The 10,122-nt window shown below is 38.7% G+C and carries 6 protein-coding genes and 1 pseudogene (1 of these 7 only partly in view); 1 reads left to right on the top strand and 6 read right to left on the bottom strand.

Annotation, left to right across the window (positions count from 1 at the left end; translation table 11 throughout):
* Window positions 1-157: pseudogene (locus ACFFRD_RS26605) on the bottom strand (coproporphyrinogen III oxidase); its annotated part reaches 265 nt to the left of the window's first position; the annotation flags it as partial.
* A 218-nt stretch (window positions 158-375) separates the two neighbouring features.
* Between ACFFRD_RS26605 and acsF the strand changes: the two are divergent.
* Complete coding sequence (gene acsF, locus ACFFRD_RS26600; protein WP_392478530.1) at window positions 376-1,431, top strand: magnesium-protoporphyrin IX monomethyl ester (oxidative) cyclase; 1,056 nt, start codon at window positions 376-378, stop codon at window positions 1,429-1,431.
* A 140-nt stretch (window positions 1,432-1,571) separates the two neighbouring features.
* On the opposite strand, the gene ACFFRD_RS26595 is transcribed toward acsF, so the two are convergent.
* The 5 genes from ACFFRD_RS26595 to ACFFRD_RS26575 form a co-directional block, all read right to left on the bottom strand.
* Window positions 1,572-1,757, bottom strand: a complete 186-nt coding sequence (locus ACFFRD_RS26595; protein WP_179071312.1) for a hypothetical protein — start codon at window positions 1,755-1,757, stop codon at window positions 1,572-1,574.
* A 55-nt stretch (window positions 1,758-1,812) separates the two neighbouring features.
* On the bottom strand, window positions 1,813-2,526 hold the full coding sequence (hetL, locus tag ACFFRD_RS26590; RefSeq protein WP_392478528.1) for a heterocyst differentiation pentapeptide repeat protein HetL: 714 nt from the start codon (window positions 2,524-2,526) through the stop codon (window positions 1,813-1,815).
* 128 nt (window positions 2,527-2,654) lie between these two features.
* Window positions 2,655-4,877, bottom strand: a complete 2,223-nt coding sequence (locus tag ACFFRD_RS26585) for an FdhF/YdeP family oxidoreductase (protein WP_392478527.1) — start codon at window positions 4,875-4,877, stop codon at window positions 2,655-2,657.
* A gap of 267 nt (window positions 4,878-5,144) precedes the next feature.
* A complete protein-coding gene (locus ACFFRD_RS26580) occupies window positions 5,145-6,236 on the bottom strand; it encodes a response regulator (RefSeq protein WP_114080933.1) in 1,092 nt (363 codons plus the stop codon).
* 342 nt (window positions 6,237-6,578) lie between these two features.
* Complete coding sequence (locus ACFFRD_RS26575; protein WP_392478525.1) at window positions 6,579-9,860, bottom strand: PAS domain S-box protein; 3,282 nt, start codon at window positions 9,858-9,860, stop codon at window positions 6,579-6,581.
* Between the last annotated feature and the right edge of the window lie 262 nt (window positions 9,861-10,122).

Genomic DNA, 10,122 nt, shown 5'->3' with positions numbered 1-10,122 from the left:
CAAGTTGCTCTAAGCCTTTGCAAATCTCATCCTGTAAGTTATGCATGAATTGCTGTACTCGCTCTCGTGAATCTTTGGGTATCGTGTTGGTAGGTGATGCCAGCAAGACTGTGTTATTTGTAGATTCTTGCAGAGAATTATCGGAATGACGACTCATGTTAAAACCTCTGAAATTTTTCCTGTAAATATCTATATAGTTATTTAGTTGTTAAAATTAGAGGAGTTTCAAAACTTAATAAATTTAGGACTTATACACGGGTTAGTCTGTAGGGCATTTCCTCTTTTACTGAAGGATTGTAAAGAGGTCTAGCAAAAGAACCATATTTATTATAACTTGATAACTATAGGACTATTTACTTGCTTACCGCATTACACATGGTTAATACCCTACCCAAGCCAGAAATTAAAACCCCCAGCAAAGAAACTGTACTTACCCCCCGGTTTTACACTACAGATTTTGAAACTGCCGCCAACCTGGATTTGTCTGCCCAGGAGACGGAGTTAAAGGCAATGCTGGCAGAAATGCGGACAGACTACAACCGTCATCATTTTGTTCGGGATGAGGTGTTTAACCAATCTTGGGAACACATTGAAGGTGAAGCAAGACAGGCATTTATTGAGTATTTGGAACGCTCTTGCATTTCTGAGTTTTCTGGCTTCTTGCTATTCAAAGAACTATCCCGCAAGCTAAAAAATCGCAGTCCACTGCTAGCGGAAATATTTCAACTGATGGCACGTGATGAAGCTCGCCATGCCGGATTTCTCAACAAAGCAATGGGCGATTTTAAACTCTCCCTGGATTTAGGCAATGTTACTAAAACCCGCACCTATACGTTTTTCCCAATTGAGTGGGTACTTTACACCGTTTACTTATCAGAAAAAATCGGGTACTGGCGTTACATCATTATCTACAGACATCTAGAAAAGCACCCAGAAAACGAGTTTTACCCGATCTTTCAATATTTTGAGAGTTGGTGTCAGGACGAAAACCGTCACGGGGATATATTCAAGGCGCTTTTACGTTCTCAACCGCAACTGTGGAACAACTGGAAAGCTAGGTTGTGGAGTCGCTTTTTCTTGTTATCGGTATTTGCTACTCACACTTTGACAGTTCATGAACGGGCCGGTTTTTACACGTCATTGGGACTTGATGCGACGGAATTTGACCGCGAAGTTGTTCGTAACACCAATGAAACTGCGGGCCGAGCTTTTCCTGTAATGTTGAATACCGAACATCCCCAGTTTTTCCCTCGGCTACAACGCTGTGCGGGCTACAACATGAAAATTGCAGAGATTGAGAGCAGTTCTGTGCCCAAAGTTGTGAAGCTGATTCGCAAACTACCTTTAATTGCAGCAATTGTTTGGAATCTACTGTTGGTTTACCTAATTAAGCCCGTTAATGCTGAGGCTTTGCGGGAAACCGTGCGTTAATGGCACTTCCTGCTGTAAACTACGCATTCTATGATTCTACAAAATGCGTAGTTTACAGCAGTAGGCATCGCCCTTGAAATTCACCAATATATTTCTATTTTGCCTTTGACTTGATTGGCAAAAACCAGTGGTGAGTGTTTTTATTCATAAGGTTCGATCGCTATTGAGTAAACGCTGTTTACTTCCCCAGCTAAAAGAATCTGGTAAATCTGTAGCGGATAGGCTGAATTTTCTAGACTACCAAAGTTTTTATTGACTCTAGCGATCGCGTTTAGCAGATAAAGCACTTCCATATTGGCTAAACAAGGTGTAATAAGATTTCTCAAATAAATATTTGTATAATTGATGTAAACAACTCAACTTTATAATCTCTCAAATAACTCAATTATGAACCTTGCCATCAGGCATAATTGCTCCCTGAAGATCGGCATTTAGAAGAATTGCCCCTGTTAAGTCAGCACCTTGCAGATTTGCTTGTCGCAAAATAGTACTATCTAGATTTGCATAGCTCAAGTCAGCACCTTGTAAACTAGCCCCACTTAAATCCGTCGCTAAGTTACCCCACAGGATTGTTTTAGAGAGATTAGCGCGGCATAATTTTGCTTTATTTAAGTTGGCATGATGCAAGGAAACGGCTCTGAGATCAGCATAACTCAAATCTGCCCCAGTCAAAACTGCACATCCTAAATCTGTACGCTGGTCAGAACTGGGGCGTAAGTCTGCTTGAATTAACAGAGAACCAGATAAGTTTGCACTATGCAAATTAGCACCACATAAACTAGCTTTGATTAAATTGGTTTCTTGTAAACGTGTGTTGACTAGTTTTCCACCGGTTAAATCAGCTTCTCGGAGAACAGCACGATATAAGTCTGCTTCACTCAAATCTATACCCCAAAGGATAGATTCACTCAAGTCTGCTTCCCGTAAGCAAGCTTGGCTAAGATTAGTTTTACCAAGTCGCGTTTGACGTAAATCAGCATAGCTAAAATCTGCGCCTATGAGGTTGACATTTGTTAATTCTGCTTCTTGCAGATTCAGTCTTTGGAAGCTCCTTTCTCCAGCAGCATAAGATTTGAGAAGTTTATTTATATCCATCTTAGAAATTTTAAGTTCAGGAGAGGGTTTTTCATGCGATCGCTGTGTAATTCTTCATACGGGGTTTAGGGATATAAGTTAATAAATTTACTGTTGGAAATGTTAAAGCTGAAAAAATGAGACTTGATTCAGATTTTTTCCAACCGTGCGATCGCATTATAATCAGGAACCCCTTCTAGCGATCGCTTACTTTTATCTAGCAGCACATTCCCTTCTGGCCAATGGACTTGCAAGTTTCCTGACTGAATTGGCGCAATATAAACTTGACAGAACAACTCCCCTAACTCATTCTTAAGAATTACCTTATCCCCATCTTTTAAATCTAACAATGCCGCATCAGCAGCATTTATTAGCACTGCCTCTCGCATCGCTCCAGTAATTGCATCCTTACGTTCCTGTACCATACTATTAAATTGCTTGCCTCGGCGCGTTGCTACTAAGAAATAACCTTCTGGTAATTCCCTTTGGCGTGGCAATAATACGCCAAAATGTGCTTTCCCATCGGGTGTAGGGAAATTCCAACCAAAGCACAAATGTGACCCACCATACTGAAATTGATCGCCAGCTTGCTGTAAGTGTTGAATCCCAGCATATTGGGGAACAACTTGAGCAATTTCTTGACGGATAGCAGCTGTGTCAGCAAAAGCCAGCTTATCTGCCAAATCTGGTTGCACGCGCCTTGCCAATTCTAGAAAAACTTCCCACTCTGGACGCGCTTCTCCAATGCGCGGCCCTGGAATTTCTGGACTGAAAATTACCCGGCGTTCAGTGTTAGTTTCTGTTACTCCCCCTGGTATTTCGTAGCGAGTCGTCGCAGGTAAAAGCACCACAGTATCAGCAGGTTCCACCAACATTTGGCTGGAGAGAACAATATCCGTATGTACCCGCAACGGTATTTTCTTCAGCGCCGCTTCCACATAATCCGGTTCTGGCAGCACTTCTAAAAAATTCCCTCCCACGGAAAACAACACATCTAATTCCCCTTGATATGCGGCGTTAATCATTTCTGGAGCAATTAAACCTTTACTTGCTGGCACTTTAAAGCCCCAATGCTGACTCAATTGAGCAGCATTTTCTGGGGTAATGGGTTTACCACCGGGAAACACTGTGGCGTAACATCCCATTTCTGCGCCACCCTGTACCCCAGAGTGGCCGCGAATTGGCATTAAACCACAGCCTTCCCGACCGACAAAACCTTTGGTGAGAGCTAAGTTGATAATACTTCGCACATTATCTTCGCCGCATTCATGCTGGGTAATACCCATACTCCAAACAAATACGGCTTTATTCGCTTCTTTGACCATTTTGGCAAAGGCGTATATTTGCTCACGAGATGTACCAGAAAGCCGCTCTAATTCTTCCCAAGATTGGCTTTCTAAAGATGTTTTGAGTTCAGCAAAGCCAACTGTGTGTAAATCTATAAATGACTGGTCTACCCAGTTGTTAGCAATTATGTGTTTAATTGTGCCATTCAAAAATGCTATATCCCCGCCCATGTTGATTAAGAAGAAGTCTTCGGCAAACTTTGTACCGAAAACAGCACTTTCGACAATTGAGGGAACCCAGTAGCGCTCCATTCCTGGTTCGCGGTAAGTGTTAACGACTACAATTTTCGTGCCAGCTTTTTTGGCATAATGGAGATACTTAACGGTGACAGGCTGATTATTGGCAACGTTGGAGCCAATGAAGACTAATAAATCAGTACCAATCCAGTCTTTATAAGAACAAGTGGTAGCCCCAGCACCCAGAGCCGCTTTCAATCCCGCCGTACTGGGTGAATGGCAGATGCGGGCAGCGTTATCAATATTATTGCTTCCCATTGCCCGCACAGCTTTTTGGGTGGCATAATAAGTTTCGTTGACAGTTCCGCGACTGGTAACATAGAAACTGAGACGGTCTGGTGTAGTGGTGCGGATGCGATCGCTAATTACCCCTAAAGCTTCATCCCAGCTAATACGGCGAAAGCCTTTTTCCCCTCGTTGACGCATCATCGGGAAAGGAAGTCTTCCCAAGTCCCGTAATTGGGCACTTTTGTACTTTTGTAACTGCGAGACATCCTCCAATAGCACAGGGTCAAAAGCCGGCATAGTATTCATCCGCAACAGCCGCAACCGGACATTGCAGAGATGGATGCCATCTAAAGTCCAATCCTTCATCCCGGTTGTTCCGAGAGCGCAACCATCACAAACACCTTTGTCAAGAATATTCCACGCATAAGGTAGTTTGTCACGAGACAGCCAGATTGCCCGAAAAACCTCCCAGTAGTTGTTAGGGTACTGTTCGCCAATGCCGAAAGGCTTCCAACTTGCCCAGTGCTGGGGTGTCCAATATTTCTTCGGTTTAGGCAACATAGCCAAAATATAGTGTATTTCTTTAAGGCTACCGTTTTGAGTAGCAAATGAGTAGCAAAGTGGCTAAAAGTCTGATCTTTATAGTTCATACAAAAGAAAACTGCTGTATAGGGGACAGTAGTTTTACTTTTTTACCTTCGTCGATAATCTTTAATGTGGAAAAAGTATTTGCCAAAAAGCTAGGGTTTTTGCCTGATCAAGAAAACCTAGTTTTTAATTTTGGATAAAGTCGAGCTTAGGTCTATATTCCATCCAATTGATAACACCCTAGCAAGGCAAACTAACGCTGACAATAGTTCCTTTCCCAGGAATGCTATCGATTGTAAATTCACCACCATGTAACTTCACTATATGCTGAACAATAGCTAGACCTAAACCAGAGCCTTGTTGCTCCCATGACTTGCGATTAAACTGCACAAAAGCTCCAATTTTAGCAATCTCTTCAATTGTCATCCCTTTGCCATTATCAATTACATATAAATTAAATTTACTACCTTCTATCTTACTCATAACTTGAATTTCGTTGCCTGGAAAAGAAAATTTTAAAGAATTATCAAGTAGTTCTTCAATAATGATACTCAATTTTTCTTCTGGTAATTGTACTGTAACTTCGTGAATATCTAACTTTAAATCTTTTTCTCTGGAATTTTCTATAATTTTTTTAAGAGCAATTTCATCAATAATTCTCTTAGCAAAACATTTATCTGTTTTCTCTGTAATCTGACTAACTTTTTCATGATTTTTGGCTAGTAACTCTAGATTACTATATAACAAAAATCTTTTAACTAATGTATTCAGTCGATTAGCAGATGTGTAAATGAATTCCGCAATTTCGGCTTCTTCAGAGCTAGGCATGATGTCACAATTTTCAATTAACAACCGTGACATACCAAGAATGCCATTTAAAGGAGTATTCAGTTCGTGAGGTAATGAGTGAGCAATATTCATTCTCAGTTCGTCTAGTTTAGATTTAGTTTGGCGCTCAACCAAAGCTTGCTTTTCAAGACGAGAAGCGATCGCGCTGAGTAGTTCTTCAGGAGTAAATGGTTTGGTTAAATAATCATCAGCCCCATAATCCATGCCCTGACGAAAATCTGAACGCTCTGCTTTAGCAGTGACAAATATTAAAGGTATATTGATAGTTGCTTCGTTTTGACGCAGAGCAGACAGTACGCTAAAACCATCTAACTCTGGCATCATAATGTCGCAAATAATTAAATCAGGTAATTTGTTTTTGGCAATTTCTAATCCAACTTGACCGTTTGGAGCGATCAAAGTTTCAAAATCAGAAAGCTGTAAAATCTCCTGAATATTTTCCCGAACTTGAGGTTCGTCTTCTATGATTAAAATTGTGTTCATCTAACAAGCATAAATATAACAATATGGTCTTCTTAAGTTTGGACAATGATGTTTCATTTAGATAAAATCATCACACTATCGAAAGCTTAACTTTATTTAACAGTAAAAATCTGAGTTATAGTGAAATATGAATCTTGTGATAAATTTCATCTTATTTGCTAGATTTGAGAAAATTAAATTTTTGCATAATTTTGATATTTTATGGTGTTTTGTTATGTCTGTAAATGTAGTTGCTAGAACAGATTCTCCAACTTGACAATTTGGTAAACTATATTAGATTCTCAACGATGTCTCATAGTTATTATTCCCTAAAATTATTTACTAATAACACATCAAAGACTTTCAATTGAGGACATGGCTGATAATTAATGGTAGTTCTACCCTAAATGTCGTACCTACTCCGACCTGACTAGCGAGGGTAATTCTTCCTCGATGAAGGTCTATACACTTCTTAACTATTGCCAAACCTAATCCAGTTCCTGGCGTATTACCAACATTACTAGCTCGGTAAAATGGTTCAAATAATTTCTGCTGTTCCTCTGGGAAAATACCGATACCTTCATCTTGAATTAGAAAAACTGCGCTTTGCTCTTGGAGTAATAAATCAATTTGAATATTACTGCCTTGTAGTGAGTATTTGACAGAATTTGATAGCAAATTGCTCAGTATTTGCCGCAAAATTTTCTTGTCTATACAAGCCATAAAGCTATCATCTGTTGATGAATTACCCAAGTTCTGGGGACAGAAAGTTAGGATATGGTTGGGAGAACTTAGTTGAATTTCCTCTACCAAAGAGTGACAAAAATTAATCAATTTAATACAAGTTGGTTCAAATGCTAATTTTCCAGCTTCAGCCTTATTAATTAGCAAAATATCATCTAAAAGTTGAGTTGTATGTTGAACATAAGTTTGAATACATTGGAGATGTTTCTGCTTTTTTTGTTCATCCAGTTTATGACTAAAAGTGTTTAATATTCCAGCAGAAGAAGCAATCACAGCTAAAGGAGTTCTGAACTCGTGGGAAGTCATAGAAATGAAACGAGATTTCAACTCATTTAGTTCTTTTTCCTTCTCTAAAGCTTTAAAAATATTTTCTTCAGCTTGTTTTCGCTCGCGTATATCTTTAACTACCCCGATCGCATAAATGGGTTTGCCAATCCCATCTCGAATGAGAGAAACCGTTAGATTTACCCAAATTACATCACCATTTTTATGTAAATAGCGCTTCTCGATGGAAAATGTTTCTACTTTTCCTGCTATTAGTTGTTGTAAACTATTGAGATGGGCTTGTATATCCTCTGGATGTGTAATATCTTTAAAATTTTTCTTCAGGACTTCTTCTTGGCTGTAGCCTAAAATTTCACACAAGTTCTGATTAACTTTCAGAAAATGACCATCTAAAGTCTCTAATTTAATTCCCACTGCTGCTTGATTAAAAATAGCTCTAAGTTCTGCCTCACTTTTTTGTAAATCTAAAGTGCGTTGCTTAACCCTGATCTCTAAATCTTGATTGAGTTGTTGTAGAGCTTCTTGTGCTCGTTGCCGTTGCAGTTCAGCAGAGGCTCTGGCTGCAAATACTTTGAGAATTCCTTCAAATTTATGCTGGTCAGGTATGGGCTTTTTATCTACTATACATAGTGAGCCAATCGGTTGACCAAAATCATCACTTAAAATAACTCCCATAAAACTTTCGGCTTGCATCGCCACCCATCTTTCAGCAGTGGGGAAAAGTTGCTGAATTCCTGAAGGACAGTAGTAAAATCCTTGGTTGAGCAGAATTTCACAAGGCGTTGATTTTGGATTATAGGAAATATTGGATTGTAACTGCCCATCAGACCAAAATCCTAAAGTGTGAACTTGCCCATCAATTAACTCAGTTACTAAGGTGTGAGGGACATCTAAAGTAGAAGAAATATGCTCAACTAATGCTGGGAAAAAATCACGCCCAGTGGTAGAAGCAGTACTTTCTATTAAACTTTGTAAGGCTATTTCAGCTTGTTTGCGTTTTGTAATATCAATTCCTACTGCAACCGCAGCTGTGTTGTACTGATATTTTTGAGCGACGAGCAAGTAATTGCATATTTTGCCGTTGATTTGGGCATCAATAACGCTAGAATCTGCCACATCTTGGCTAGCTAAAAATTTACGCATAAATTCTGTAAATTGCGGGCTATTTTCCATAAAGCCCAATTCTTGACCGACAAAAGCATTGGTAGTCAAGTTAAAACTTTCAGCTAAATGGCGATTAACCCCTAAATAATATCCATCGGAATTTACCCAAGAAACAAACCCAGGTACTGCATCTAAAACCGTTTGTAATTGCTCTTTTGCTTGTTGTAGATTTTTTTCTGCTCGTTTGTATTCTGTAATATCCTCGGAAATACACAATAAGTATTCGGGTTGTTGGTCTTTGTCATACAAAGGAATTTTAGTCGTGTGTAAAATTCTTCTGCCAAAAATGTAGCTGTCAATAGGTTCTTCAGGAATATCTTGAGGTACACCGATAGCAATAGTTTCTAAGTCTTTTTGGCAGAAAAAGTCTGCTTGTTCTTTCGGGAAGAATTCGTAATCTGTTTTGCCAATAGCCTGCTCTGCTGTAATACCAAAAATGTTTTCACAGGTATGATTCCAGAGCTTGAATCTGCCAAAACTTTCTGGTTTGGCATCTTTAACAAAGACTGCCACAGGCAGATTATTAATCATCGACTGTAAAAAGTTGCGAGTCTGTTGGAGTTCCTCTTGTGCTTTTCGACTCTCAGTTATGTCAATACCTGTACAGACGATATACTCAAGTTGATTATCTTTATTAAGTAAAACCTTATTTGACCACGAAATTAAGCGGCGATCGCTATCTTTAGTAACTAAACAAGTTTCGTAACGTTGAGGAAATTCTCTCTTTGGTAAATTTTTAAAAATACCTTTGATACATTCTGTTATTTCAGGTAACAGCAGGATATCCCAAACAAATTTTCCCTTCACTTCATCAAATGTATAACCTGTAGCTTGCTCGCAAGTATGATTAAAACGAACAATTCTCCCCTGAAAATCTACTACAATAACCAGAGCATCCGCTAAATTCAAAATTGCAGAAATAAAATTCCGCTCTAATCGCAATTCTGCCTCAATTCTTTGTCGTTCTGCAAGTTTTACTTGTGCATAATTGTAAAGTCTGGCTTGTTGAATCGAAACTGCTAGCAGACTAGCAGGAGTAACTAATCCAATTAATTCTCCTTGCTCTCCGATAATAGGCAAATGGCAAATCTGATGTTTCCTTAGCAAATTTAACGCAGTAAAAATATCTTTAAAATCTGTTAACTTCAGTGTAATTAACTCTTTTGTCATTACTTCCGCAACACTGATTCCCCCTAAATTTTTGCCTTGTGCTGTTAACTTAATTAAATCTCGCTGCGTAATTATCCCTTGCAACTGGGAGTTTTCTATTACTAAAACACAACTAGTAGCTTGAGATGTGATGTTATCTATGTTTTTATTTGAGCTTGTCAAAGAATTGGTATCTTTGATTGGCAAGTCATCACAGTTAACTGGCGCTTCATTGATTAGTGCAATCACATCTGAAAGCAAAATCTCAGAGTTAACAATCAGTGGATGACGAATGATCGTCATTTGTAAATTATCAGAGATGACAGAGTTAATAAGCATTATATATAGATGCCTTAAACCAAAAATATCTTTTGTAAAGATATGATTAATATCTTTACTTATAATTTTTTAAAAAACATCAGTATTTTCTATGATAAGAGCATAAAGTCTGCTTAAATTAACGCTCTCTACCGACTACTGACATTAGATTAAAACTCATTTAATAACTGAAACAAGGAGCGAATATATTAAATAGACTAAAGTAGCTAAAAAGGAATATCTTTTG

The sequence above is a fragment of the Nostoc sp. C110 genome (genome assembly GCF_043099725.1).
In the GTDB taxonomy this organism is placed as follows: Bacteria; Cyanobacteriota; Cyanobacteriia; order Cyanobacteriales; family Nostocaceae; genus Nostoc; species Nostoc muscorum_A.
The sequence above is the reverse complement of the archived record's forward strand: the minus strand, read 5'-3'. Positions and strand labels throughout refer to the sequence as shown.

Excerpts from the sequence above, each read along its gene's own strand:
- acsF (WP_392478530.1), top strand. The coding sequence starts at position 376 with ATGGTTAATACCCTACCCAAGCCAGAAATTAAAACCCCCAGCAAAGAA.
- hetL (WP_392478528.1), bottom strand. The coding sequence starts at position 2,526 with ATGGATATAAATAAACTTCTCAAATCTTATGCTGCTGGAGAAAGGAGC.
- ACFFRD_RS26585 (WP_392478527.1), bottom strand. The coding sequence starts at position 4,877 with ATGTTGCCTAAACCGAAGAAATATTGGACACCCCAGCACTGGGCAAGT.
- ACFFRD_RS26580 (WP_114080933.1), bottom strand. The coding sequence starts at position 6,236 with ATGAACACAATTTTAATCATAGAAGACGAACCTCAAGTTCGGGAAAAT.
- ACFFRD_RS26575 (WP_392478525.1), bottom strand. The coding sequence starts at position 9,860 with ATGACGATCATTCGTCATCCACTGATTGTTAACTCTGAGATTTTGCTT.